Consider the following 24,859-nt stretch of genomic DNA (forward strand, 5'->3'; position numbering starts at 1 on the left):
AATAGATTATTCAGATCTTCAGGAGCACGCCATTGGACGCGATAACTCAATCCACTGATGCCGACGATGCATTGGAGCCCGGTGCCAAACGCTCGCGGGTTTCGGGCATCGACCGCGCCCTGCAGGTGATCGACTATCTCTACGAGACCGGCGAACCTGCGGGAGCCTATGCCATCGCCAAGGCGATCAAGGCGCCGCTGTCGACCGTCTACGTCATCATCGACGACCTCGTCGAAAAGAACATGCTGGCCCGAAGCCCTGACGGTTCCATCTGGCTCGGCGCCCGGCTCTACCACTACGGCCTGGCCTATGCGCGATCGCTCGATTTCATGGGCGTCGCCACCCGCGAAATGCACGATTTGTGCCGCGACGTCAGCGAAACAGTCCAGCTGTGCGGTCGCGAAGGCGACCACATGCTGGTGCTCGCCATGGCCGATGGCCCGAGCCCGTTCCAGGTCGCCTCGCGTGTCGGCACCCGGGTGCCGCTGAACTGGACCGCGTCCGGCCGGCTTCTTGTTGGCCACCTGCCCGAAGCCGAGCGCATCGCTCTTTTCAAGCGCTGCGCCCGCATGTCGCCGACCGGTCGCGCCGAGGTCGACGCGACGGCCCTTTCGGCTGCCGCGGGCAAGGCGTTCCAGCAGCGGCTGTCGACGCAGATTGCGGAATCCGATTATGCGGTTGCCTGCATTGCCTCGCCGGTCTGCGACCGCGACGGCAAATGTGTCGCCACGATCTCCATCGTCCTGCCGGAACAGAAGGTCCTGTCCGACGAGAGCCACTACACCGATCGCGTGCGTGCCTCCGCGGAGCGGATCGAAACCTCGATGGGTTGGCGCAACCGGTAGCGTCATCGCTCAGCTCCGAAGTGCCACGATCGCCTCGATCTCCACCGTGATGTTGCCGGGCAGAGACCCAAAGCCGACGGCCGAGCGCGCGTGGTGGCCGGCCTCGCCAAACACCTCGATGAAAAGGTCCGAGCAGCCGTTGATGACCTGCGGGTGATCTTCAAAATCCGGCGAGGCATTGACCATGCCGAGCAGCTTGACGACGCGCTTGACCCGGGACAGGTCGCCGAGCGCCTCCTGCATGACCGCCAGCAGGTTGATCCCGACCAGGCGAGCGTGCTGATAGGCCTGGCTGACGCTGACGCCTTCGCCGACCTTGCCGGTCCAAAGCGTGCCATCCGCCTCGCGCGGCCCCTGCCCCGAGAGATAGAGAATGTCGCCCTCGCGCACATGGGTGACGAAGTTGGCGACAGGCGGCGGTGCCGGCGGAAGCTGGACGCCCAACATGATCAGGCGGTCGGCAGGGCTTGCAGTTGCGGAAGAGGCAATGGCTTGGGAGGCGGTCAATTCAGGTCCAGTCCGGTGATTCTCTGGGGTCATGATTCAGCGCCACGACAGGCCGTGGCTGTGGCGCACCAGCTTGCGGGCGCGCGGTACGTATCGGCTGGCTGCGACCGCCTCCGATCCGATGATTGCGTAACGGGGCTCGAACAGGCGCTTGAGCCGGGAAATGTCGCCGTTCGAGTCGGTGGCTTCCAGATCACCGTCGACGAGATCGAAGATGGTGAAATCGGCGCGCGCGCCGACGGCAATGGATTTCGGCATATCCAGCTTGATTGCCGACGCTGGAGCATGGGTGACGGCTTCGACGACCTTGTCGAACGGCATGCCGACCGACAGCAGCTTGGACATCGTCGTCGCGAGGTCCCAGACCGGGAAATTCATCGAATGGCCATGCAGATCGGTCGAGATCGAGAATGGCATCAATCCGCGCTGGATCGCGGCCTCTGCGACCTTGAACGAGAACGACGCGCCGCCATGGCCGATGTCGAGCCGCACGCCTTCTGCGGCGCAGCGCTCGGCGAGCGTGAAAAGGTCCTCGTCTTCCATGATGCTCGAGCCGGCCTTGCCGTTGAAGCAATGGGTGACGATGTCGCCGGGTCCGAGGATCTCCAGCACTTCGTCATAAAGGGCCGGCGGCTCACCGACATGCACCATCATGGGAATTTTCAGGATCTTGGCGATCTTCTTGCCGAGCTTGACCGGCGTCACGCCCCACGAGCCTGTTATGACGTGGCTGGCCCGCACCTTGATGCCGACGATATGCTCGCTGTTGTCGGCGTAGCATTGCAATATGCGGTCGAGGTCGATGTCCTTGATGTCGCGCAGCTCCGGCACACGATTGCAGGCGACGAGGCCGATGGAGCCGAGATTGAGGAACGCCTTGATGCGCTCGCGCGCGGGCTCGATGATGTACTCGCGAAAGCCGTGAAAATTGGACTCGCCGGCCGAACCGGCGTCGACAAGCGTCGCCACCCCGCGCTCGGCCCCGCATTCGGACGGACGGATCGAGATATCGGTGCCGCCGTACCAGACGTGGACATGCAGATCGACCCAGCCAGGCGATATCCATGCGCCCCTAGCGTCGATGCGTTCCGCACCATCCGGCGTCTGAAGCGACGACCCGACGGCCGCGATCACGCCATCTGCGCCCACCAGTATGTCGGTCGTCCGAGAGCCACCGTCGCCAAGGGCGACGGGCCTGACATTGGAAATCAGAAGGGGCTTGCCCGTTGCTGTGGCTGCCATCTTACATGTCCTTTCGCAGTCTCGGGTCGAGCATGTCCCTCAGGCCGTCGCCAACCAGCTGCAGCGAGAGCACCGAGAGAATGATCGCGAAGCCGGGGAAATAGGTCATCCAGTCGGCCTGCCCGATATATTGCCGCCCACCGGCGATCATGGTTCCCCAGGTCGGGATTTCAGGGCTGACGCCCAGCCCCAGGAACGACAGGCCGGCTTCGGCCAGCATGGCGCTGGCAAACAGGAAGGTGCCTTGCACCAGGATCGGCGAAACCAGGTTGCGCAGTACGTGCCGCGTCATGATGTGGAAGGTCGAGATACCCATCGACTTCGCCGCCTCGACATAAGGCAACTCGCGGATGACCAGCGTCGAGGCCCGGACGATGCGCGCCAGCCGCGGCGCATAGACGATCGATAGCGCCACGATCACCGTGACAAGCGATGGGCCGAGTGCCGCAACCAGAGCGATGGCAAGCAGGATGTCGGGGAACGCCATCATGGCATCGATGAGCCGCGCGATCGGCGTGTCCAGCGAGCGGAAGAAGCCGGCCAAAAGGCCGAGTGTCACCCCGATCAGCGCCGAAAGCGTGACCACCGCAGCACCGACCAAAAGCGACAATCGTCCCGCGTAGATGGTGCGCGAGAAGATATCGCGGCCGAACTCGTCGGTGCCGAACCAGAACATCTCGCTCGGCGGCTTCAGGCGGTTGACGATGGAAAGCTTGGACGGCGAGTAAGGCGCGATCCACGGCGCAAGCAGCGCGAGCAGGACAAAGACTGCCAGCACGATGACGCCGAAGGCGACTGTCTTGCGTTTCAACAGCCGACGCAGGAACAGGAACCTCGGCTCGGGCGCCGGCAAGGATGCTGAGTTGACGAGATCGGTCATCAGTAGCGCACCCTTGGGTCGACCAGCAGGTAGAGCATGTCGATGGCGAAGTTGATGAGGACATAAAGCCCGGCAATGACCAGCAGCGCACCCTGAATGACAGGATAGTCACGCCTCAGCACCGCCGAGACCACGAGGTTGCCGACTCCTGGCAGGCCGAAGACCGTTTCGGTGACGACCGCACCCGAGATCAGCACGGCGGCCGTCAACCCAACCACCGTCAGGATCGGGATCAGCGCGTTCTTGAGCGCATGCTTCAGCACGACGCGCCGCTCGACCACGCCCTTGGCGCGGGCGGTGCGGATGTAGTCGTCGCCGAGAACATCCAGCATCGAGGCACGGGTGAAGCGCAGGATCAGCGCCGACGACACAAGGCCGAGCGCCACGGCGGGCAAGGTGAGATGGTACATCCTGTCGAGGAACGCCGCGTCCGGTCCGCCATAACCTGAGACGGGGAACCACTGCTGCCGAACAGCGAAGATCTGCATCAGGATCAGGCCCAGCCAGAAGCTCGGGATGCTGGCGGCCAGCATGGCAAGCAGCGTCGACGCCTGGTCGATGAAGGAACCGCGCCTGTAGGCGGCGTAGATGCCGATGGGCAGCGCGATGACGCAAGCGATGGACAGCGAAAAGACGGTGAGGAAGAAGGTCGGCTCCGCGCGCTCCATCAAGGCCGACGTCACCGGCATGTTGAGGAAGATCGAATGGCCGAGATCGCCCTTCAGCAACTGGGCGATATAGAGAAAATACTGGACGAAAATCGACTTATCGAGGCCAAGGCGCGTGCGCAGCTCCGCTATGTCCTGGGGGGTGGCATCGGGCCCCAGCATGACGGCGGCCGGGTCGCCTGGCGTGACGCGCACGATCACGAAAACGACGGTCACGACGATGAACATCACGACGATCATTCCGGCGATGCGCTGGAGGATATAGCGTATCATGGGCGGTTCCCGTATCCGCGCGGCATGCGCGGCAATGAGCGGACGCCAGACTTGCCGGCGCCCGCAATTCTCAGCTTGTTACTTCTTGATAGAAGCGTTCCAGAAGTAAGGCCACGGCGCCGGATCAACGCCTTCGAGCTTGTTGGAGATCGAGCCTACGGCGTTGAAGTTGCCGATCTTGATGAAGGGCACGTCGCCGTAGATCACCTTCTGCACGTCCGCCCAGAGCGCCACGCGCTTGGCAGGATCGACTTCCGCCGTGAAGGCATCGACCGCAGCCTTGCGCTCAGGCGTGTCCCACCAGCCGGGTGCCGTGGTCGACAGTGAGCCGATCAGCGCGGGCTCCGGCAGGAACGGGCTGTGGGTAATGTAGATGTCCCACAGGCCCTTCTCGGCGCGGCGCTGGGTCAGTGTTGCCCAATCCACCACCTGCAGGTCGACATTGAAGCCGGCCAGCTTGAGATATTCGGCGGCAACCTGCGCCATCTTGTAGTGGAACTCGTACTGGCGGCTGGTCAGAATGCGTACCGGCTCGCCCTTGTAGCCCGCGGCCGCCGCGGCAGCCTTGGCGCCTTCCGGGTTGGCGACATTGTAGTTGCCCTCGACGCCGGCGTCGGTGCTCCACGAGAAGCTCGCCGGATAGATGTTGCCCTCGAGCCCGTAGAAATCAGTGCTGCCGAAAGCCGCGGCCAGCATATCTTCCATGCTGAGCGCCTGGCGGATCGCCTTGCGCACCTCGACGTTCGTCGCCGAGCCCTCGGCCGTGTTGAAGACGAACACCGGATAACCGAACGGCTTCAGCACAATCGGCTGCGTCGCGGTCGCACCCTTGAGCTTGTCGAAGGATTCCACCGGTAGTGCGTCGACATAGTCATACTGGCCCGACACGGCGGACTCGACGCGGGTGTTGGCGTCGGGCACTGGCACGAAGCGGATTTCGTCGAGATAGGCATGGCGGGCGCCGCCATAACCGTCGCTGGCTTCCGAACGAGCCTTGTAGCCGTCATAGCGCACGAGCTGGATATACTGGTCGGCCTTGCGTTCCTTGAGCATATAGGGGCCGGTGCCGACGAACTCGGCCATCGTGTCGGCCTGCTTCTCGGACGGAATGATAATGGCGGCCGAGTTGTTGAAGGCGAGCAGCGAAGCCAGCGGCGCGTAAGGCTGCTTGAGCGCGATGGTGACGGTCGCCGGGTCGGTCGCAGTGATCGAGGCAATGAAGTTGCCGGCCTGCTTGCCACGCGAGGCGAGCTTGACCCAGCGGTTGAGCGAAGCCACGACGTCGGCCGAATCCATGTCGCTGCCGTCATGGAACTTGATGCCCTGGCGCAGCTTGATGGTCATTGTCTTGCCGTCGGCGCCGATCTCCGGCAACGCCTCGGCCAAAAGCGGCGTCACGTTCCACTTCTTGTCGAATGTGTAGAGCGTCTCGAACATGTGCTGCGTGACGATGCCCACCAGGTCGGCGGTGGATGTCATCGGATCGAGGGTCGGCGGCTCACCGATGGTGGCGACATTGATCACGCCCCCCTTTTCCTGCGCCATGAGATAACCCGGCGAGGCCAGTAAAAGTGCGGCAGTCAAGGATGCAAGTTTCAGCTTCATCGAACGTCCTCCCAAACGCATTCCATATTTATGGAACTTAACCTGTTATTAGAGAGTACATGAGGGATTTGTGGTGTCAATGGCCGAGGCGAAGAAGCTCGGTGTCAGGGCATTCTGCGGAGTATGTCCAGGATTTTTCCAAGCTTCCGTTTCATAAATTTCCTGGAATGTTCGAAGTCGTCACCTCAACGAACTAAAAATCAGAAACATTCTTGGCTCCTGCCAAGGAAAGAAAACAGGAAACATTTTTCACTCAACATTATCTCATCTTGGATGACTGGTGACTTTCAGGCGATGATCAAGCGCGGGTTATCATAGCCTCTGCATCAATGATTTGTCATAGATCACGAGCGGGATCCTCGACGAGCCCCTTTTTTGCGAATGCGAGGACCATGCTCTCGGCCCAGCAAACTGCGACTTGCGGTAGCCTGATCGCACGCGCAGTCGCTCGGCAGGGGTAGACGAATTCGGAAGCGGCATGGGTACGGCGACAATACGATAAAAGCCAAGGGATCCGCATCGGCTTTCCGGATGCGGATCCCCAGTCACAAACGCGATGTAACTCCGTCTTCGCGCAGCTATGCCGCGTCGCGCGGCTATGCCGGTGGTTGGCTGGCGACGACAAGCACATCGACAGCCACGGCCCGGTCCGGCAGCACGATCACCGGATTCAGGTCGAGCTCGGCAATCGCTGAGCCGGCGGCAAGTCCCAGTTCCGCCAGTTTCAAAACCAAATCGACAAGCGCCTCTTTGTCCGACGGTTCCGCGCCACGAGCACCATCAAGCAACGGGGACAGCCTCAGGCTGGTGATCATTTCGCGGATGTCATCCTTGTCGACAGGCAACGGTCGCGTGGCGGCATCCTTCAAGATTTCTGCATAGATGCCCCCGGCACCGACGGTAATGGTTGGGCCAAGATTGGGATCCTGGGTCAGTCCGACGATCATCTCGACGCCGGTGCCGATCTGCTCCTGCATCAACACGCCCTCAACCAGCGCTGTCGGAAAACGGGCATTCGCCTTTGCAACCAGGCTTTCATATGCGCTTGCGGCAGCCGTGGCGTCACCTATGCCGAGCAGAACCAATCCCGCGTCCGACTTGTGGGCGATATCGGGCGAAGCAAGCTTCATGACCACACGCCCTCCCCAGGACGTGAACGCTTCTGCTGCCTCGGAGGAAGAGGTGACCAGGCGCTCGCCCGCACGGCAGATGCCTGAGCCGTCGAGCAGTGCGGCCACCTGTCCGCTATCGAGAATTCCATCCTGCTTCAGCGCGCCTTGCTGGCTGGCCGACAATGGAGCTGCATCCCAGGAGCGGCCGCGGAATGCCGCCTTCGCGGCCTCGTAATCAGCGCGCGCGCGCATGGCGCGGAAGCATTTGCGGAATGAGCGGAAGATCGGCACACCTGATTTGACCAGGTCGCGATAGCCGGGGCTGTCGGTCAGCACCGACCCCCACACCGCGACCAAGGGCTTGGGCGAACGTGGTGCGAAAGCCAGAACGTCGGCGGCAAAGCTGTCGGACAGCAGGCCAAGGGCCGCTGTCAGCCCGACCACGATGACGTCGACGCTGGGGTCGGCGGCGATGGTTTCAAGCACCTCGATACGCTGCTGCTGCGGGGCAGCAATGACAAAGCCGCCGCCATTGTCGATCGGATTGGAGACAGTGACGTAGTTGGGCAGGTAGGTGTAGAGCTTTTCGATCGTCGCCGGCGACAGATCGGGAAAGCTCACGCCATAGCTATCGGCCAGCTCGGCCATCAGCGTCGTCGAGCCTCCCGAAACCGAGTAGAGCGCACAGTTTGGGCCGGTGCCCGCCGGCAGCTTGGCGAGCAGGTTGGCCGTCTCGAGCAACTCGTCGAGATCGCGGACCCGGATCACCCCATACTGCCGGAACAAGCCGTTGATGACCGCATCCGCTCCTGCGAGGTGGCCGGTATGCGATGCTGCCATGCGCGCACCACGCTCGGTCGATCCCATCTTGAGCATGACCACTGGCTTCTTCATTGCGTTGGCAGCCTCAAGCGCCAGCCTGAGCTTGGCGATCGACTTGAAGCCTTCGACATAGGCTGCGATGACCGAAGTCTGCCGATCGTGGGCAAAGTAGTTGATGAAGTCGGCAACCTCGAGATCGACCTCGTTGCCCACCGTCACCCAACGCCGGAAGGCTGCGCCCATGGCGATGCCCTCGACGATGGGCCGGCCGTTGAAGCCGCTCTGAGTTACCAACCCGACGAGCCCGCCGCGATGATGTTCCGGCACGGGAAACTGCTCGAATGTGTTGTCGTTGGTGTTCGGCCCAATGACACGCACGCCATGTTCACGCGCCGCCTCGGCGACCTTGGCCTCGAGAGCCGCGCCTTCGGCACCCACTTCTGAAAAACCGGAGCTGAAGACGATGACATCGCGCACGCCGCGACGACCGCAATCGGCGATCACCTGCGGAACGATCGCCGGCGCCACCTTGACCACGGCGAGGTCGATATAATCAGGCACCTCCGCCATCGACGTGAAGACAGGCACGCCACCAGCCTCACCGCCGCGCGGATTGACGTAGCAAAACCGCACGTCATCGCCGAAGCGGCGAAACCAGCTATGCGCTTGCGGCGACGCGTCGACACGGCCGACATATGCAATGCCGCTCTTCTTGCGAAACATGCGCTGGAGATCGACCAGGCTACGGTCGAGTTCTTCGCGGGCGTGCAGGATTGCCTGTGGAATGGTCTGCATGATGTCGGGTCTTTCGGTTTCTCGGATTTCCGGGCGATTGGCCTAGGCCAAATGGCCGAATTCAGGTTCTCGGTAAGGTGCCATGCTGGAGGCGAAACGCTCTGTGCCGGCCCGCCGGCGCAAGGAGAGGAGAGCGCCATGCGAACCGCGGCCAACACGGCGAGACGGGCGGAGTTGGGATTTGAGGAACCCAACGAATTGCTGCGGGGCGTCACCAATGACCGCTCCGGCGGCGTGGTGAAATCCAGCCTGCGCGTGCTTTCTGTCCTCGAATACTTCCAGGCCAATGCGCGCCCGGCACGTACGACAGAGATCAGCCGCGCGCTCGCCATTCCCAACTCCAGCGCCGACGACATTCTGAAGACGCTGGTGCGCACCGGCTACCTCGCCTTCGACCCGCGCCAGAAGGTCTACCTGCCCTCCTACAGGATCGTCACTCTGGCCCGGCGCATCGAAGGTTCCTTCTTCGGTGGCACGGCAGTCTCCGACCTGATGGACGAAGTTCATCGCCGCACCGGCCTGACGGTATGGCTGTGCATGCAGAACGACCGCTGGGTCCAGTGCTCGGCGATCATCGCCGGCTCTGACTTTCACGCCGGCGTCCATGTCGAAGGCTTCACCGACTACGACTGGTCGACGGCGGCGGGCATGGCGCTTTTGTCGGGCAAGCCGCAGGAGGTGGTGGTGGAGATTGCCAAGCGCATGTTTCGCACCGAACCGCCGGGAAGGCGCGTGGCCAGTGTGGCCACGTTGCTCGACAAGGTCAGATCGGTTCGCAAACAAGGCTATGCCACCTCCCGCGGCTTCTCGGCGGAAGGGGCTACCGCTGTCGCGGCACCCTTCCAGTCGAAGTTCATGCGTGTTCCGGTCGCCGTCGGGCTTGTCAGTGCCGATCCAGAGGAAAGTCCCGCCACGGCGGCCTTGGGTTCCGCCCTCCGGCAGATAGCGACCCGGCACCAACGCCTCGCGGAATTGCACCGGGCCAATGACGACCTGCCTATTTCGCCGGAATGGGAATTCCCGCGGCAGCAATGAAGCCTTGGTCGACGACGCGGTCTTCCGGCATCAACTCGCTATAGGACAGCACTTCTGGAATGAGCGCGTAGGTCTTCTGCAGGCGCGCGGCGAGATCGGCCGGCATGTACAGATTGGGATCGAAGGTCAGCGATACGCCCTTCTTCAGCGTCTCCTCGGGCAGTTGCAGTTCCTCGAGCATGATCTTCATGATCTCGGGGTTGTCGTGGTAGTCGCCCTGCAGATAGGTGCGCGTCGTGCGCACCAGTGCCCGCATCACCGCCTCACCCACGTCGCGCCGCTCTTTGAGCAGGCGCGGACCGAAGCTCCACGAGCCTGCCGACATCTCAGGCCCCTGGACGAAGGCCAAAGACACTTTGGATTCGTCGGCCTTCTGCCAGATGGAATCGATCAGGTAGCCAAAATTGACGGCACCGTTTTCCAGAGCCACGAGAATGTCGGCCGAAGCCATGGTCTGGAATTTCACGTCCTTGAGCGACAGGCCGACCTTTTCCAGCTCCGTCTGCAGGAAGTAGGAGGCCGTCGAGCCGAGGCCGATGGCACTGGCGACCGTCTGATCCTTGAACAGGTCGACGGTGAATTTGCGGCCGTTGAGAAAGGCGTTATTGGCCCAGATGCCCTGCTTCGAGCCCGGCGACTGGACGAAGAGCGGCGCCACGACACGAATGTCGGCGCCACTGGCAATGGCGTTGAAGATGGCCGCACTGGGCTGGCCGCCAAGCACGTCCGCGCGACCCGTGGACAGGAGCACGATGCCGTCACTCGACTTGGCGAAGGTGTATTCGATGTCGATGTTTTCCTTGTCGAACTCCCCCATCCGGTCGGCAAGCAGCATCGGTATGTATGCCTCGACCTTGGCGGTCATGGCGACGATCACCTTCTCGCGCTGCGGTAGTGGCTTCGGCGCGTCGGAGCCCTCGGCACGGGCGCCGAAGGTTACCCCGATCACGGCGGCGGCGAATGCCAGTTTCTTCCATAGAGATTTCATTGCTTCCTCCCTGTTGCTTGTTTTCGCCGCCGGTCCTCCACCGGTCGGCAACCTCCTGGAGCGCCGTGCGTCCGAACGGACGCACAAGGACGCTCTGATCCATTGCCCCTGCACATCGTGCTCTCCGGAAACCGTTCCGGTTTCGGACCGATGCGCTTGTCAGCCCGCGTCGTAGACCAGCTTCCAGCTCGACCCGGCGAGTTGCCTTATACGCGGACCACCAAACTGGAATGCCGGCTCGCCCGGCGGCTCGGCGAATGAGATGACCGCGGTATCAGGGGCCGGCGGCAGCGCCGCCCAGATCCGTCTGCCCGCCGTGTCTATGTCTACGCGATTGGGAATGTTGCGCTTGAGGCTCGCCACGCGCGGATAGAGTTCAGGATCGACTTCGGATGCCGCGCGCAAGGCCGGCGTGTCGACGCCGCCCGGCCGTACAGCCACCACCCATGGCCCGGTTCCGCCGCGGCTTTCGCGTTCGCGTGCGACGACTTCGACCCAGTGTTCGATCGCAACCTTGGACGCGCAGTAGGTGGCCAGCCCTTCGAGCGCTGCCACTGCGGCGCCGGAAGAGAGCATCACCAGACCTGCCTCGTAGCCGGGACGACAAGCGTCGAGAAACGCTTCAGCAAGCACGAAGGGTGCAGCGAGATTGGCAAGAACGCCCTTCTCGTAGGTCTCCGAGGAGACCTTGCCGACCACGCCGATCGCTTCGGAGTAGTATGCGTTGTGAATGAATATGGCGCGCTTGCCGCGAAAGGCAGCCAGCTCCCGGATGAAATGACCACGGACGCGATCCCATGACGAGGGGTCGGTCAGATCAAAGGTGACGCTCTCAAAGTCGGGGTGCTTCCGACGCGACAGATTGATGATGCGGGCGTTCTTGAACGGAACGTTGCGGGCAAGCCCGAGGCCCACACCCTGCGTAGCGCCGCTGATCCAGACAATGGTATCGTGCATCAATGGCCCCCTCTCAGTTGCGCAACACGACCGCGCAGGTCGGGCCTAGATCGCTCGAGCTCACGAAGCAGCAGTCGGCTTGCTCGACCTGGCCGGTCGAGGTGCCGCGCATCTGCTTCACGCCTTCGGTGATCATGTTGAAACCATGCAGATAGACCTCGGAGAGGCTGCCGCCGCCGGTGTTTACCGGCAGGCGTCCACCGAGCGCGACGCCCCCATCCTCGGTGAAGGCAGCGCCTTCACCTCGCCCACAAAAGCCGTAGCCTTCGAGGGTGAAGAACACCTCCGGCGTGAAGGCGTCGTAGAACTGCGCCACCTTGATGTCGGCAGCGCGGAAGTCGCTCTGGCGCCACAGGGACTTCGCGCAGGTCGCAGCCTGCGAACGCATCGGATCGGCCGTGAAGTAGTTGGCAAGGATGGCGCTGCCGCCATCGAACCCCTGGGCTGCGGCGTGGACGTAGACGGGCCTGGTGCGGCAATCCCTGGCGCGGTCCGCCGCGGTGACAACGAAGGCGATCGCGCCGTCCGTCTCAAGGCAGCAATCGAACAGGCATAGCGGCTCGCTGATCCAGCGCGCTGCGAAATAGTCTTCGCGGCTCATCGGCTTGGAATGCATGAAGGCCTTGGGATTGCGATTGGCATGACCCCGGAATGCCAATGCGACATTGGCGAGATGATCGCGGGTGGCGCCGAACTCGTGCATGTATCGTGTGTACATCACGCCAACCTCGTCGACCGGCCGGATGATGCCCCAGGGCCTCAGCCAGGTGTCGCGGCTGCCCTGGATGCGCTGCTCCAGTTGCGCCCAGACGCGGCTTGCGCGGCCGCTCCGCTTGCGCGAACGCCAGCCGACCACGACCTTGGCCTGGCCGGTGGCAATCGCCATCGCCGCATGGCCGACGGTACCGCAACCGCCATGACCACCGGCGGGCATCTGCGAATAGTAGGTCACCTCCTTCATGCCCAGGTCACGCGCTATGTCGTGCTGGAAGACGTTCTCCATGTTGAGCGAGCAGAGGCCATCGACCTCCGACGGCGAGATGCCGGCGTCGTCGAGCGCCGCCTTGATCGCGATGCAGGCAAGCTGCTCCTCGCTCTGCGCCATGGCCTTTCCAAAGGCGGTTTCACCGATGCCGACAATCGCCGTGCGGTCCTTGAGAGAGATCGTGCCGTTCATGGCTGCTGGCCCTCGGAAGCGCGCGGCATCCAACGCGGCAGAGTGATGTCGTCGGAGACGGCAGTGAAGGTGACGTCGACCGCCATGCCTATGTGGATTGCCGAAGCCGCTACGCTGTTGATGGGAGTGTCGGGCGCGGTAACAAGACTGCCGACCATGCGAAGATGCGGATGGTCTTCGAGTTCAACGACGATCATCGGATACGGCACCAAATCCTGAAAACCAGGCAGCGTCGGACCATGCGCAACACCGTACGACCAGACAGAACCTCGACCGGACGTTTCGGCCCATTCCGTCTCGGCATGGGCGCAGGCGGCGCAGAACGGATGTGGTGGAAACTGACAATGGCCGCAGGCTTTGCAGCGCTGGACGACGAGGCGCCTCTCGCGGGCCGCGTCCCAGAAGCCCGCCGTGTCGGGATCGTCAGCATAGGGCAAAGGGATGGCTGTCATGGTCTTGCCTCTGTCGGAATGCGGGGAACTGGCAATTCAATCGCCTCGAGCACTGGATCGCCGGCGCGCGCGACCTGGACGTCGACCTGTCGGGCGCAACCGGGACAATAGAAATGGCGGATGCGGAAGCGTTCGCTGCCAGCATAGCGGTCGGTGATGGCCGATCGCTCGCCGGCGACGGCTTCATGGACGGCAAGGGATGCGTAGATGTCCGCGCCAGCGTCGCAGATACCATGGCCGCAGACGGCGCATACGACCTGCTCGCCACCGGAGACTGCGACGGCCCGGAAATGGCTGGACAGGCGACGTCCGCTGACCGGACCTTCAATCGTGCGCGGATCGCGACCGCCGAGCCGAGTCTTGAGACGCACTTTTCGCTCAGCCTCCGACGCGTCATGGTCGATCTCTATCTTTTCGCCGTCGAGACGCAGGACCACGCCAAAGTCGCGCAATGCATTGCCCACACTGACGAGGCCATCGAGCACATCCATGGCGACAGCAGCCGGATCGCGTTCGAGCGGATCACCAAAGCCGCCGCCCCCTTGCGAGGACGTGACCAACATCTGATCCGGATACAGCCTGGTTGCAGCATCCGGCAGCCGAAAATCAGTGACATCCGCAAGCTCCGGCCAGCCTTTCGAAGCCGCCACCGGCACGTCACAACTCATGATGGCGAAGCCGCTCGGCAAACCGGGCTCACCGCCGACTGCGCCCATTGTCGCCGGATGCTGCAAGCCTTGCGCCATGGACAGCAATGCGATCGATTGTCTGGTCTGATGCGGGCGATAGGCATGCATCGCGCCGACGCCACCGCGTCGCATGCCCGGTCCGCCGGAATCGGCCAACTCGCGGCGCGTCAGATACAGCACCGGATAGTATGCTTCGTTGGTCTCGATGTTCGAGGGTGTCGCGCCGGGCGACGTCGCGGTTCCCGAGGTATCGCTTCCGTCCGCATTGCTGGTGGCACCGCCCCCGCCGCTCAACTCGTCCAGAAACAGCGTGGTGAATGGGCTGCCATCGAGCCGGTGGCCCGAAATCGACATGCCACCAGCGCCCGAGGACTGCGACGATGCCATGGCCATGTGCGCATGCGCCGCCGAACCGTCTAGCAGGCGCGCGAGGCAACAACTGACGCAGTTGCGGATCGCTTGTGCCGATGTGCCTGTGCTCATCGCCACGCCGGCCGGCCACTCGGCATCGACGATCGAGGCCTTTCGAGTATGTATGTCGATGGTTCGCCATATGGCGCCGGGCATCCAGGGCAGGCCCTGGCAGATGTGGACGAGCACCGCCGCCATGGTGAAGTTGGCCAGCGTCGGATAGGTGGAGTTGACCGCGCCAGGAGCCTGGTCGTCGCTGGCGGTGAAGTCGAAGCTGAGCTTGTCGCCTGTCTTGGCCATGGCGAGGCGGACCGCGTAGACCTGGTTCGGCAAATAGTCGGCGCCGCTTCGCTGCTCATGTTGAATGAACGAGTTCTCGCGCCAAATACCATCTGGCAGCTCAATGAGGCGGCGACGGAAGGCAGCCTCCGTGGAAGCAAGCAGCCTGTCCATCGCGTGGACGAGACCATCGGTGCCATAGGCGGCGCAGAGTTCCAGCACCTGACGTTCGGATGCGCGGTTCGCCGCGATCTGGCCAAGCAAGTCGAGCGCGTTGAGCTCGGGTGTTCGGGTGCGGGCAAGGTAATCACGCTCGATGTCGCGGCGGATGCTGCCTGCCTCGACGATCTTGACCGGCGGGATCGGAATCGCTTCGTCGAAGATCGAGCGGGCTGCATAGTTGAAGCCGCCGCTGACCGGCCCGCCGACATCCGGCTCGTGCACCGTCGACCCCGCCCAGGCAATCAGCCTGTCGCCGTGAAAGATCGGGGCCACCAGCGTAACGTCGGGTTGATGCAGCGTCCCGAGATAGGGATCGTTGGTAAGGAACTGGTCGCCGCGACCAATGCCCGGGTTTTCGCCATAGCGATCGAGGATGTCGCGAACGATAAGGTTGAGCGATGTCGACTGCACCAGAATGAACTTGCTGCACGAGATCACGATGCCGTCGGCCGTCATGATTGCGGTGTTGAAATCACTCGCCTCGGAGGCGATCTGCGAACCCGAGACACGGACCAGCGTCTCGCCTGCATCCGCATTGATGGCTTCAAGTCGGTGGCGGATGATTTCGAGCTCGATCGGACCGATTGTCATGCGAATTCCCCGATGCTGGGCGACGGCGAGAGCTTGTGCACCGCAGGCACGGTCATGGTTAGGTTGCCGTCCACGTCGGTCGTCACCGTCTGGCCCGGATAGATCACTGCCGTTGTCTGGTCGGATTCGATGAAGGCAGGTCCCGATATCACGACGCCCACGCCAAGCTCGGCCCACAGGAAGACCGGCGTCTCCTGCTCACGACCCCCGAACCAGGCCCGCCGTTGCCGGCTAGGCCGGAGCGCGTCGCGCATCCGCGTTGGGGCGCTGTCGGGCATGACGATCGGCATGCGCGCTTCAACGACGACGGCCGCAAGTTCGACCGTGCTTTTTGCATGGGCCGAACCCCGACCAACGATCTGCTCGTAGCGAGACCGGAACGCGGCCTCGGCAGCGGCAATCTCGGCGCTACCAAGCCGTGACGACGGCACTTCGATGTCGATCCGGTGCAGCTGGCGAGAGAATTTCAGACCGATCTTGCGCCGTATCTCGACGGCACCCGCCAGGCTCGCCTCCGCCAGTCCCTCGAATTCGCCACGAGCGCGCTCCTCGAGCCGGCCGAAGGCTTCGATTTCGCCATCACGGAAGTTCTGCAGCGGCCGGGCGGGCAGCTCGATCTCATAGGAGGTCCGCATGTCGCTGGAGGCTGCCCCCCAGGCGGAGAACTCCGGCGCCAGCCGCGGTATGACGATTGCCTTCACACCGATCTCGGCGGCATAGCGCCCGACATGCTGAGGTGCTGCCCCGCCATAGGCATAAAGCACGAAGTTGCGAGGATCGTGGCCGCGATGCACGCTGGCACGGCGGACGAGATCGGCCATCTGTGCGTTGGCGACACGCAAGATTCCCTCGGCCGCCTCTTCGACTTCAAGGCCGAGCTTGCCGGCAAGCGGCGCAAGCGCCGACCGCGCAGCGTCGCGATCGAGGATGAGCGCCCCACCGAGGTGATCGAGATGGCCCAGAACGACAGCGGCATCCGTCACTGTAGGCTGCGTGCCGCCACGGCCGTAGCAAGCCGGGCCGGGCATCGAACCGGCGCTTTGCGGTCCGACCCGCAACACGCCGAGTTCGGGATCGGCATAGGCAATGCTGCCTCCACCCGTTCCGATAGAGGCCAGGTCTATGACGGGAACGGCCAAGCTATGCCGGTCGATGCGTGGTCGGGAAGCGGTCGGCAGGGCACCACCGACGACGAGGCCGACATCGAAGCTTGTGCCACCGACATCGGTGGCGAGCACGTCGGCATGCCCAAGCCGCGCGCCGATCTGGCGGGCGGCCATGATGCCGCCGACAGGTCCGGATTGAAGGAGATGTACCGGGGCGTCGCGCAGCGAACTCGCGCGACGTGCGCCGCCGCCCATGGTCAAGATCAGGAACAGGCCCGAAAATCCCTCATCGCGCAACGCCTCGTCGAGCGAGGTCAGGTAGTCGCCGACAAGCGGTGCGACATAGGCATTCATGGCAACGGTCGCGGTGCGCTCATATTCGCCGATGCGCGGCGCGAGCTCGCTCGACAGCGTCACATGCAGGCCAGGTGCCTCCTCGGCAACGAGTTCGGCGAGACGGCGCTCGTGACTGCCATTGACCGGCGACCACATCAGCGCGATGCCGATCGCCTCGGCACCGCGCGCGACCAGTTGGCGGATCGACTGACGGGCCTGCTCTTCATCCAGCGGCACGATGATGTTGCCATCGACATCGATGCGTTCGCGCACACCGATGATGCGGCGGCGGGGAACGAGCAGATCCGGCTTGCGCCATTTGAGCGCATTGATGCTGTCCTCGTCGGGCAGGCCGTGCACCTTGTTGGAACGCGCCATCGGCAGTGTCGCCTCAAAACCTGAGGTCACAAGCAGGCCAACCTTGGCGCCGGCGTTCGTCAGCAGGGCATTGAGGCCGACGGTGGTGCCGTGCGACAGGATGTCGGTCGCCTCGAGGATTTCGCGCAGGCTCTTGCCAAGCGTTTGGGAGGCGACAACAAGCGAGGCGATCACGCCTTCCATCAGGCGGCCGTGCGTCGTCAGTGCCTTGCCAACCCCGATCCTCCCCTCGCCGGTAAGTATGACCGTATCGGTAAAGGTGCCGCCAGTGTCGATGCCGACGATCTGCATATGCAAACTCGCAAATCATTCTTCAGGACGCAGTCCGCCATCCGTCGAACGCCTGGCGCTCGCCGTTGGTGGCCTGCCGTGAACGCCGGAAATCCGGCACGGAATTGAAACAATCCTGCGGGGAACGAATGCCGCCGCCGCTCTCCAAGGCGGCAACGATTTCCGCCACTTGAGACACGTCGATTAGGCGTCGAACGGAGCAAGCTGTCAAACGCAACCGGCAATTTTCCGGCTATCCGGAAAATCTGCGGAAGCGATTGTTTTGATTTCGCCTATCGGCCTAGCCTCCCATCCGCGGATGCCCTTGGCGCTCGCTGGATTGCACTTCCTCACGGAGCGACAGATGAACTCATTGCGCAGAACCGACATCGCCGCTGCCATGCCATTGGCCGCCGAGGCCCCTGCCAAGATAGAAGTGCGAGGGGTGCGCAAGCGTTATGATGCCAACGGCAATGTCGAAGCGCTTGCCGGTGTCGATCTCAAGGTGAGGAGTGGCGAATTCGTCTGCCTTGTGGGTCCGTCGGGTTGCGGCAAGTCGACGGTACTCAGGATGATTGCCGGCCTGCACAGGCCGAGCGAGGGCGAGGTCCTCGTCCATGCCAGTGGCACGCGTGCGGTCCCCACCGCCATGGTGTTCCAGAATTACAACGTGTTTCCGTGGAAGACGATCCAGGCCAATGTCCGCTTCGGTCTGGAGATGGCAGGCATGTCTGGCGCCGAGGCCGACAGACGCGCGTCGGCCTGGCTGCGCAAGATGGGTCTCGCCGACTTCGCCAATGCATACCCCCCGGCTCTTTCCGGCGGCATGTTGCAACGTGTCGCCATCGCTCGCGCCATGGCGGTCGAGCCTGAAATCCTTCTGATGGATGAACCTTTCGCCGCGCTCGACGCCCAGCACCGTCGAATCCTGCAGGACGAATTACTGACGCTCTGGCAGGAAGACAGACGCACGGTCGTCTTCGTCACCCACAGTCTTGAAGAAGCGTTGCTGCTCGGCGACCGGGTCGTGGTGATGTCGGCGCGGCCGGGTCGCATCATCGCTGAATTCGAGGTGCCTTTCGCCCGACCACGCGCGCCGGAAATCCGCGGAGAGCCCATGTTCGCCAAGCTCGAGCAGGAAATCTGGAACCTGCTGCGAGAGCAGGTCGGCAAGCACGCTGCCTGAAACAGACATCGACGCGGAGGAGGCGACGAGCATGGAAAAGACAATCGCTATCAGACCGGGCGAAGCAGAGCGCGACCCACGTGGTTATGCGCTGCGGGCGCGAAGGCAGGAAAAGGTGCTGGCGATGGCGACGCCCGTCGTGTTCTTCATCCTCTGGGAGATCTGCGCCCGTGCCGGCCTTCTCGATTCGCGCTTTTTCCCCGCCCCGAGCGCGATCTTCCTGTCAGCGGTCGAAATGCTGCGCACAGGAATGTTGCAGCAGGACGTGATGGCAAGTGCCCTGCGTGTGCTCGCCGGCTTCGCCATCGGCGTCACGACCGGCCTCGGCGCCGCCCTGTTGCTCGGCCTGTCGCGCCTGACACGCGCCGCGCTGGAGCCGTTCCTCACCGCGCTCTACACGGTGCCAAAGCTCGCCCTGCTGCCGTTGCTGCTGCTGATCTTCGGACTTGGCGAACTGCCGAGCGTACTGCTTGTCGGCATGACCGTGTTCTTCCTGGTCTGGATCCAGTGCATGGAGGCAGTGCTCGCCATCCCCGAGAACTATCACGAGGCCGCCCGCTCCTTCGGCGCCAAGGGCTGGACTATGTTCAGGCACGTCACCTGGCCTGCGCTGTTACCACAGCTGTTTATTTCCATGCGCATCGCCATCGGTACGGCGGTGCTGGTCATCGTCGGCGTCGAGTTCGTCCAGGCAAGCCAGGGCATAGGCTATCGCATCTGGCATTCTTGGTCGCTGTTTCAGGCCAACCGGATGTATGTCGGTATCTGCACCGTAGCCCTGATGGGCTTCCTGTTCAGCTCGCTGGTCCGCTGGCTTGGACGGTTGATGCTGCCTTGGACGGCGGCCTCGACCAAGGGGTCGCGCTAAATCCGGCGCAGCGTCCAAATTTGTTCCGAAATGCGCCAGTTCGCTGCGCAGGGCCGTTGACGAGATGGGCGTCTGTCTTCGTCCGCCCTTTTGTGATGCCACCCGACAGGTCGTGGCAACTACCTGATCTGTGGGAGGCTCCGAATGAACTCCAAAATCTACATCCACGAATACGTCGACATCATCGGCGCCAACCGGGCAAACTACTTCAAACACATGACGACTGGCTGGGGACGGCACAGTGCCGGACGTCTGCAAAAATGCTTCGGCGTCTGGGGTACGCTTGGCAGCACGGGCCAATGGCCACAAGTGGTGAACGTGTGGGAGTATGACGACTGGAACAGCCTTGCTGCCAGTTTCGCGCACGAGACCGACACGGATACGATGCAGGACAAGGCGCTTGAGACGTGGTGGCTCACGGCGCAAAATTACCGCAGCGGGGGCTTTGACCGTTTGTTGATCGCAGCCCCCTACTCACCCGACATAAAGCAACTTTGTGCCGACAGCAGCGTGGTCGGCGCCAAGGTGTTCTTGCACGAGACCGTCAATATCAAGCCAGGCCTGGCGCAGGATTACTTGCGGCTGGTGTCGGAGCATTGGCTTGGCCAGGCAATGGAATTGGGGCTGCAGCTTGTCGGCGCCTTTCGCACCGCCATGCGCAATGATTCCGAGGTGGTGCTGATCTGGGCCATGCGGGATTGGAGCGACTGGGCTCGCGTCGGCATGGCCGAAGACGGCGAGCCTTTCCGGACATGGCGCGCCAGGACCAAAGACATCGCCATCGACTGGGTCGGTCACCTGATGTGTTCGGCACCTGCCTCGCCACTCAGGACTGGCGTCCAGCCCTAGATACGCTGCCGATGCCTGCCGCGGCGCAATCCGTCAAGCGGCCCGCGCCGAACGGGACAGCGCCTTGAATGCCATTTCGCGTGTCAGGATTCCCGCGGGGGAGCCACAGTCCATGACGACGACGGTCTTGTCGCCTGCGAGGAGCGGGAAGCTTTGGCCAAGAGTGGCCGCGGCATCGATGTGCGCAACCCGCCTTGTGCTGTGTGGCTCGCAGGAGGTCAGCACGCGCATCTCCGTGCCATGCGCGACGATCACCGCCGGATGTTGGCGCAAGAGCGCCGCCGTTTGGTCGCCCGCGGCTTCCGCCTGCGTCAGGACCGGAACTTTGGCAAAGGCGTCGTTGGCATAGAGCGCGCGCGACAGATCGACCTTGCGCACGAAACGCTCGACATAGTCGTCCGCCGGACGGAACAGGATTTCCTCGCCGGTGCCGACCTGACGCAGTTCGCCATCCTTCAGGATTGCGATGCGGTCGCCGAGATGCAGCGCTTCGTCGAGATCGTGGGTGATGAAGATGATAGTCTTCTTCAGCCGCGCCTGAATCTCCTTCAACTGTTCCTGCATGTCACTCTTGATCAGCGGGTCGAGCGCGCTGAAGGCCTCGTCCATCAAAAGCACGTCCGCCTGCGTCGCCAGCGCCCGGGCAAGTCCAACCCGCTGCTGCATGCCGCCCGAGAGCTGGCGGGGAAAGCGGTTCTCAAAACCTTTCAGCCCGACGAGTTCGAGCTGCTCCATGCCGCGTTTCAGCGCTTCACGGCGATCCACGCCCTGCAGGATCGGCCCGCAGATCGTGTTCTCCAGCACCGTTTGATGCGGCAGCAGTCCGAAACGCTGGAACACCATGGAAATGCCGCTACGGCGAAATGCCAGCAACTCCTTGGCATTCATGTCCATGATGTTGCGGCCGTCGACGAGAATGCGGCCGGCAGTCGGCTCGATCAGCCGGTTGAAATGACGGATCAGCGTCGATTTTCCCGAACCCGAAAGCCCCATGATGACGAAGGTCTCGCCACTGTGGATCGAGAAATCGATGCCTTTGAGCCCGACGATGCAGCCGGTCTTCTGCAGGACCTCGGCCTTTCCAGCGCCAGCGTGGAGTGCAGCCATCGCATCGTCCGGCCTGCTGCCGAAGATCTTGTAGACCTTGTCGACCTGAATCTTCACGTCCGAAACGGTCACGGTCCTACTCCCCGTGCTCGAGGTGTTTCTGGGCACGCCGGCCATAGGACTGGGCGATGCGATCGAAAATGACGGCGAGGAAGACGATGGCGATGCCGGCAACCAGGCCGCGGCTGACCTCCAGCCGCTGGATGCCCTGCAACACCTGGTAGCCGAGGCCGCCCGCGCCGATCATCGAAGCGATCACCACCATCGACAGCGCCATCATCGTCGTCTGGTTGATGCCAGCCATGATGGTCGGCAGGGCGAGCGGGATCTGGACCTTGACCAGCTTCTGGCTTGGTGTCGCGCCAAAGGCGACTATCGCCTCGACCACCTCGCCGTCGACCTGGCGGATGCCGAGATCGGTCAGCCTGATGACAGGCGGAATGGCAAAGAACACGGTGGCAAGGATGGCCGGGATCTTGCCAGGCCCGAACAGCATGACGAAGGGAATGAGATAAACGAAGATCGGCAGCGTCTGCATGATGTTGAGCAGCGGCAAGGCAATCGAGCGCAGCCAGTCGGAACGCGCCATCAGAATGCCGAGCGGAATGCCCACGACAACTGAGACAACGGTCGCAGCGAGCATCAGCGCCACCGTCGCCATGGCATCGTTCCACAAACCTACGGCGCCGATGAAAAACAGCATGACGATCGCACTGCCGGTCATCCTCAGATTGCGCGAGGCCGAATAGGTCAACAGGGCGATGCCGGCGATCGTGACATACCAGGGCAGCCATTGCAGGAACGCCTCCATGGCGCCCAGCAGCTTGAGCAGCGGCCCGAGCAACCGCTCGAGCGTATCGCCGTAATTGGCCACGACCCAGCTGAAGCCATCATCGATCGCGAAGCGGAGCCCGCGCGTGTCAACGAGCTCGGGGAAATTGTCTGCCACGGCATGACCCTTTCAAAGGTTGGCGACCCGCGGCTCTTGCGGAGGCGGCCGGTTGCCGACGTTCTGCGCAAAAGCGCGACGGGCGTCATATGCGAAGGGCGGCCGCGTTCTGGGGGAAGGTACGCGACCGCCAGGCTGCGATCAGAGCGCAGCCTTGACCTTCTCGGCGACATCCGCCGGGACCCATTTCGTCCAGATCGTTTCGTAGTTCTTGAAGAAATAGGCGGCGACCTCCTCGGGCGAGGCCTTGTTGTCGTCGCCCCAGGCCAGCACATCGCTGATCTCGACATTGGGCACCTGCATCTTCGACAGGAACTCGGCAACAGCCGGTGCCTTGTCCTTGAGGCTGGTGGTGGCAGCAACCGCCACTTCGCCGACCGCCCAGCCGGTCAGTTCCGGCTTTTCGCACTTGGCGTCGGTAAGGCAGGTGAATTTTGCCTGGTCATAGGCCGGCATCTCGAGCACCTTGAGCTTGTACTTGCCGATCACCTCGGTCGGCCCCCAGTACCAGCCGATGAACGGCTTCTTGCGCGAGACCTGCCTGGCGATCATCGCCTTGAGGTTTGCACCCGAGCCGGTCGGATAGACCTCGTAGGTTGCTTCGAGGCCGAGCGCCTTGACCAGGTTGTTGGTGATGATCTCGCAACCCCAGCCGGGCGGGCAGGCATAGAAGCGGCCCTTGCCGGGATTCGATGCGTCCTCGAACACCTGCCAGTTGTCCTTGAGGTCGCTGACGGAGCGGATTTCCGGGTGAGCCTCGGCGACGTAGTCAGGGATCCACCAGCCTTCCTGGCCGCCGCTGGCGAAGATGTCGCCGGCCTTGTAGACGGTTCCCTTGGCCAGCATCTGGTCCCACGTCGACTTGACGGTCGAGACCCAGAGCTCGGGTGCGATGTCAGGTTCTCCCTTGGCCAACATGGACGAGGCGGTCGGCACCGTGTCGCCGGGCACGATCTGGACGTTGCAGCCATAGCCTTCGGCAAGGATCTCCTTGGTGACATAGGCAAGCGTGCCGGCGGACAGCCAGGTCATTTCGGCGATCGTGATCGGGTCCTTCGTCCCGCATTCCGTGGCCTCGGCGGCATTGCTGCCGAGCACCATGCAGGCAAGGCAAACTCCCGCAAGAATGGATGTCTTGAGCTTCATCGCAGTTCCCTTTGTTGTCGTTGTTATGGCCTCGAGGGATACGATGTCGAAAGCAACCACTTTTATCAAACCGAAATAACTGATCCGGATTTCAGAAAAACTTTAGCGGCAGAGCGCCTCGATCCGGTCCGCAAGATCGGCATCCACCCGCACGCCTTCGCGCTCGGTGCGGTGGCGCGCAGCCTTTCGGCCACTCCCCGGGATGCGGACGCCGCCTTGCCCGACGATGGCGTCTACGAGGCCAGCGACCTGATGCGAAAAGCTTGACGAAAAGGCGGCGGTGTCGAAGGCGATGAAACACTGTCCGGTTCTCGGCGGCCCGCCCGCCGTGCCCGAAAACGGGCTTGCATCCTTGCTGAGGACGGCACCCGCGAGACAGGACGCCAGGATTTCAATGAGAAGTCCGACACCAAAACCCTTGTGGCCACCGGCCGGAAGCATCGAGCCCTTGAGGGCTTCGGCCGGATCGACTGTGCCCACGCCATGCTCATCTATGGCCCAGCCGGGTTCGATCGTCCGCCCTTCGCGCGATCGCAACAGGATCTCCGATTTCGCCACCACGCTCGCCGACTGGTCGAGCACCAGCGCGGCACCGCCTGCGCCATCGGGAACGCCGAGTGCGAATGGATTGGTACCGATGACCGGAAGGCGCCCGCCTGGCGGTGCGATCGAAGCCGGCGCATGTGTGGTGCAGAGCCCGAGCAATCCCGCCTCGGCAATACGCTCGGCATGATGGCCGAGCACGCCGCAATTGTAGGAATTGAACACCGTCATCGCGGCGATGCCGTTGCGCCGGGCAGCGGCAATGAAACGATCCCATCCGGCATCGATCGCAGGATGGGCGAAACCGGTTGCCGCATCGACGATCACGGCCCCGGCGCGGGGCTGCGACACGACGGGCCGCGCCTTGCCATCGACCTTGCCGCAGCGAATATGCTCCGCATAGATCGGCACGTAGAGCAGGCCATGGCTGCGGATGCCGTCGCGCTCCGCCAGCATCGTCGAGTGAGCCAAGGCCGCCGCATTGTCCTCGCTGGCGCCTGCTGCAGTCAGCGCGCGCAGGCACAGTCGCTCGACCGAATCGAGCGTGATCGTCCGCTCCGTCATGAAGTTC

At 63.0% G+C, this 24,859-nt stretch carries 21 protein-coding genes; 5 read left to right on the top strand and 16 right to left on the bottom strand.

What is annotated here, in order from left to right:
* Positions 1–32: 32 nt before the first annotated feature.
* The gene (locus tag ACSQ3E_RS22740) at positions 33–845 is read left to right on the top strand and encodes an IclR family transcriptional regulator (protein ID WP_436124408.1); all 813 of its coding nucleotides are present in this window, start codon (positions 33–35) and stop codon (positions 843–845) included.
* 9 nt (positions 846–854) lie between these two features.
* Here ACSQ3E_RS22740 and ACSQ3E_RS22745 read toward each other — a convergent pair whose 3' ends face one another.
* From ACSQ3E_RS22745 to ACSQ3E_RS22770, 6 genes are all read right to left on the bottom strand, one after another.
* Positions 855–1,292 (bottom strand): RidA family protein, encoded by a 438-nt coding sequence (locus tag ACSQ3E_RS22745; RefSeq protein ID WP_310324443.1) that lies wholly within the window; start codon positions 1,290–1,292, stop codon positions 855–857.
* Between the two features lie 96 nt (positions 1,293–1,388).
* Positions 1,389–2,594 carry an amidohydrolase/deacetylase family metallohydrolase gene (locus ACSQ3E_RS22750; RefSeq protein WP_436124409.1) on the bottom strand — a complete coding sequence of 402 codons (1,206 nt, stop codon included), beginning with the start codon at positions 2,592–2,594 and terminating at the stop codon, positions 1,389–1,391.
* Position 2,595: 1 nt separating this feature from the next.
* Positions 2,596–3,474, bottom strand: a complete 879-nt coding sequence (locus ACSQ3E_RS22755; RefSeq protein ID WP_310324196.1) for an ABC transporter permease — start codon at positions 3,472–3,474, stop codon at positions 2,596–2,598.
* Positions 3,474–4,415 carry an ABC transporter permease gene (locus ACSQ3E_RS22760; RefSeq protein ID WP_436124410.1) on the bottom strand — a complete coding sequence of 314 codons (942 nt, stop codon included), beginning with the start codon at positions 4,413–4,415 and terminating at the stop codon, positions 3,474–3,476. The genes ACSQ3E_RS22755 and ACSQ3E_RS22760 overlap by 1 nt, the downstream gene beginning before the upstream one ends.
* Before the next feature lie 78 nt (positions 4,416–4,493).
* The gene (locus ACSQ3E_RS22765) at positions 4,494–6,020 is read right to left on the bottom strand and encodes an ABC transporter substrate-binding protein (protein ID WP_436124411.1); all 1,527 of its coding nucleotides are present in this window, start codon (positions 6,018–6,020) and stop codon (positions 4,494–4,496) included.
* Positions 6,021–6,616: 596 nt separating this feature from the next.
* Positions 6,617–8,749, bottom strand: coding sequence for an acetate--CoA ligase family protein (locus ACSQ3E_RS22770; RefSeq protein WP_436124412.1), 2,133 nt, complete (start codon positions 8,747–8,749; stop codon positions 6,617–6,619).
* 138 nt (positions 8,750–8,887) lie between these two features.
* Between ACSQ3E_RS22770 and ACSQ3E_RS22775 the strand changes: the two genes are divergently transcribed.
* Complete coding sequence (locus tag ACSQ3E_RS22775; protein ID WP_436124413.1) at positions 8,888–9,784, top strand: IclR family transcriptional regulator; 897 nt, start codon at positions 8,888–8,890, stop codon at positions 9,782–9,784.
* Here the strand turns inward: ACSQ3E_RS22775 and ACSQ3E_RS22780 are convergent.
* The 6 genes from ACSQ3E_RS22780 to ACSQ3E_RS22805 form a co-directional block, all read right to left on the bottom strand.
* Entirely contained in the window at positions 9,747–10,772 is a 1,026-nt protein-coding gene (locus tag ACSQ3E_RS22780) for an ABC transporter substrate-binding protein (protein WP_436124414.1), read from the bottom strand. The two genes, ACSQ3E_RS22775 and ACSQ3E_RS22780, sit on opposite strands and share 38 nt — an antisense overlap.
* A 159-nt stretch (positions 10,773–10,931) precedes the next feature.
* Positions 10,932–11,729: an SDR family NAD(P)-dependent oxidoreductase gene (locus ACSQ3E_RS22785; protein ID WP_436124415.1), complete on the bottom strand. Its 798-nt coding sequence runs from the start codon at positions 11,727–11,729 to the stop codon at positions 10,932–10,934.
* A 13-nt stretch (positions 11,730–11,742) separates the two neighbouring features.
* Positions 11,743–12,906: a thiolase C-terminal domain-containing protein gene (locus tag ACSQ3E_RS22790; protein WP_436124416.1), complete on the bottom strand. Its 1,164-nt coding sequence runs from the start codon at positions 12,904–12,906 to the stop codon at positions 11,743–11,745.
* Positions 12,903–13,358 (bottom strand): Zn-ribbon domain-containing OB-fold protein, encoded by a 456-nt coding sequence (locus ACSQ3E_RS22795; RefSeq protein ID WP_436124417.1) that lies wholly within the window; start codon positions 13,356–13,358, stop codon positions 12,903–12,905. The genes ACSQ3E_RS22790 and ACSQ3E_RS22795 overlap by 4 nt, the downstream gene beginning before the upstream one ends.
* Positions 13,355–15,550 carry a hydantoinase B/oxoprolinase family protein gene (locus tag ACSQ3E_RS22800; protein ID WP_436124418.1) on the bottom strand — a complete coding sequence of 732 codons (2,196 nt, stop codon included), beginning with the start codon at positions 15,548–15,550 and terminating at the stop codon, positions 13,355–13,357. The genes ACSQ3E_RS22795 and ACSQ3E_RS22800 overlap by 4 nt, the downstream gene beginning before the upstream one ends.
* Positions 15,547–17,661 carry a hydantoinase/oxoprolinase family protein gene (locus ACSQ3E_RS22805; RefSeq protein ID WP_436124419.1) on the bottom strand — a complete coding sequence of 705 codons (2,115 nt, stop codon included), beginning with the start codon at positions 17,659–17,661 and terminating at the stop codon, positions 15,547–15,549. The genes ACSQ3E_RS22800 and ACSQ3E_RS22805 overlap by 4 nt, the downstream gene beginning before the upstream one ends.
* A 343-nt stretch (positions 17,662–18,004) precedes the next feature.
* On the opposite strand from ACSQ3E_RS22805, the gene ACSQ3E_RS22810 reads away from it, so the two are divergent.
* The 3 genes from ACSQ3E_RS22810 (at position 18,005) to ACSQ3E_RS22820 (ending at position 20,543) form a co-directional block, all read left to right on the top strand.
* On the top strand, positions 18,005–18,826 hold the full coding sequence (locus ACSQ3E_RS22810; RefSeq protein ID WP_436124420.1) for an ABC transporter ATP-binding protein: 822 nt from the start codon (positions 18,005–18,007) through the stop codon (positions 18,824–18,826).
* Between the two features lie 31 nt (positions 18,827–18,857).
* Positions 18,858–19,694: an ABC transporter permease gene (locus tag ACSQ3E_RS22815; protein ID WP_310324231.1), complete on the top strand. Its 837-nt coding sequence runs from the start codon at positions 18,858–18,860 to the stop codon at positions 19,692–19,694.
* A gap of 144 nt (positions 19,695–19,838) precedes the next feature.
* A complete protein-coding gene (locus tag ACSQ3E_RS22820; protein WP_310324233.1) occupies positions 19,839–20,543 on the top strand; it encodes a hypothetical protein in 705 nt (234 codons plus the stop codon).
* A gap of 33 nt (positions 20,544–20,576) precedes the next feature.
* Here the strand turns inward: ACSQ3E_RS22820 and ACSQ3E_RS22825 are convergent, their stop codons facing one another.
* The 4 genes from ACSQ3E_RS22825 to ACSQ3E_RS22840 form a co-directional block, all read right to left on the bottom strand.
* Positions 20,577–21,722: a quaternary amine ABC transporter ATP-binding protein gene (locus ACSQ3E_RS22825; protein ID WP_310324235.1), complete on the bottom strand. Its 1,146-nt coding sequence runs from the start codon at positions 21,720–21,722 to the stop codon at positions 20,577–20,579.
* A 4-nt stretch (positions 21,723–21,726) separates the two neighbouring features.
* Positions 21,727–22,599, bottom strand: coding sequence for an ABC transporter permease (locus tag ACSQ3E_RS22830; protein WP_310324237.1), 873 nt, complete (start codon positions 22,597–22,599; stop codon positions 21,727–21,729).
* Positions 22,600–22,740: 141 nt separating this feature from the next.
* Positions 22,741–23,745 (bottom strand): glycine betaine ABC transporter substrate-binding protein, encoded by a 1,005-nt coding sequence (locus tag ACSQ3E_RS22835; protein ID WP_436124421.1) that lies wholly within the window; start codon positions 23,743–23,745, stop codon positions 22,741–22,743.
* A gap of 102 nt (positions 23,746–23,847) precedes the next feature.
* Positions 23,848–24,852 carry an Ldh family oxidoreductase gene (locus ACSQ3E_RS22840; protein ID WP_436124422.1) on the bottom strand — a complete coding sequence of 335 codons (1,005 nt, stop codon included), beginning with the start codon at positions 24,850–24,852 and terminating at the stop codon, positions 23,848–23,850.
* Positions 24,853–24,859 lie beyond the last annotated feature (7 nt).

Source organism: Aminobacter sp. LjRoot7 (assembly GCF_964252895.1).
GTDB lineage: Bacteria > Pseudomonadota > Alphaproteobacteria > Rhizobiales > Rhizobiaceae > Aminobacter > Aminobacter aminovorans_B.